Source organism: Streptomyces sp. SID14436, assembly GCF_010548465.1.
GTDB lineage: Bacteria > Actinomycetota > Actinomycetes > Streptomycetales > Streptomycetaceae > Streptomyces.
The window spans coordinates 1-1,509 of the sequence record NZ_JAAGMD010000177.1 but is presented as its reverse complement, the minus strand read 5'-3'; the positions used below and the strand labels follow the sequence as shown (position 1 = coordinate 1,509).

Here is a 1,509-nt window from a genome sequence, read left to right as displayed (position 1 = left end):
GCTGCGCGAGCGGTCGGCGGAGTTCGCGGTGCTGCGCGCCCTCGGCGCCTCCCGGCGGCGGCTGGCCCGGGTGGTGCTCGTCGAACACGGGGTGCTGGTCGGGCTGGCACTGGCCGTGGGCGTACTGCTCGGCGCGGTCCTCGCGCGGGCCGTGATCCCGCTGATCATGCTGACGTCGGAGGCGGCCCGGCCGGTGCCGCAGGTTCTGGTGGAGCTGCCCGCCGGGCGGGTGGCCGTGCTGCTGGCCGCGGTGGCGGCCGTCCCGCTGGTGGTGACGGCGGTGCTCTCGCTGCGCCGCGCCGACCCGGTGACGTCGCTGCGGGAACGGGGAGGTGAGTGAGGTGACCGTCCGGTCCCCGAGGTCCAAGGTGATCGCCCCCTGGGTGCGCACCCGCCTGCGCACCGCCCCCGGCACCGCGCTCGCCCTGGCGCTGCTGGTGGCGGTGACCGCGTTCCTGGCGGCCGCGCTGCCCCGGTCGGTCGACCGGTACGGCGACACCGGCCTGCGGCAGGCCGTCGAGTCGGCCGGGGCGGGCCGCACGGTCGTGCAGTTCAACGCCCCGCCGGACTACGGGGCGCCCGCGCCGGAACGCGACGCGGGACTGCGCGGGGCCGCGCTGGAGAAGGACCACGCCGGCATCCTCGGCGCGACCGGCCGCTCCCTGCCCCTCGACCGGGCCCAGTCCGCCTCCGGTGTGCGCAGCACCGAGCCGCAGGAGATGGCCGAGCCCTGGCTGCCCCGCCCGGACGGGCTGCCCCCGCGCCTCGACGTGGTCGCGCAGAGCGGGCTCGCCGAGCACTCCCGGCTGGCCGCCGGCCGAATGCCGCGGGCCCCCGGGGACGTCACCGCCCGCACGCCTCGCGTCGAGGGCGCCGTCAGCACCGACACCGCCCGGCGCCTGAACATCGAGGTCGGCTCCGTCCTGCGCTTCCCCGGCGTGCAGCGGGACCCGCTGGAGATCCGCGTCACCGGCATCGTCGAGCCGCGCAACCCCCGGGGCTCGTACTGGTCCGTCGCGCCCCTGATGCGCAACCCGGTCCTGACCGTCCTGTACGGCGACCCGGAGCTGCGGCAGTACTGGAAGGGCGCGCTGCTGCTGCCGCCGGACGCCGCCCCCGCCCTGCTGGGCACGGCCACCGAGCCGTACCGCTACTGGAACCTCGCCCCCGCCGTCGACAGCCTGCACGGCCACGACGTGCCCCGGCTGCGGACCGCCGTCGCGGCCACCGAGTCCGGCCCCGCGCTCCAGCGGGTGCGCGAGGCCACCTCACCGCTCGTGTCCGCCACCAGCGACCTGGACGAGGTGCTCGCCCACTACGAGAGGCTGCGCACGGCCATCGGCCCGCTCGTCGCCGTCGCCGCCTTCGGCACCGGCACGGTCGCCGCCGTGGTCCTGCTGATGGCGGGCGGACTCGCCGCCGGCCGGCGGCGCGCCGAACTCACCCTGCTGCGGGCCCGCGGCGGCTCACTGACCGGCCTCGGCGGCCGGCTGCTCGCGGAGACCGCCG

At 77.9% G+C, this 1,509-nt stretch carries 1 protein-coding gene and 1 pseudogene; both read left to right on the top strand.

What is annotated here, in order from left to right:
• Nucleotides 1-340 (top strand): ABC transporter permease (locus tag G3I53_RS06620; protein ID WP_164438111.1); only part of this gene is annotated, 340 nt, incomplete at its 5' end.
• A 1-nt stretch (nt 341) separates the two neighbouring features.
• Nucleotides 342-1,509 (top strand): annotated as a pseudogene (locus tag G3I53_RS06615) (ABC transporter permease); the annotation flags it as partial.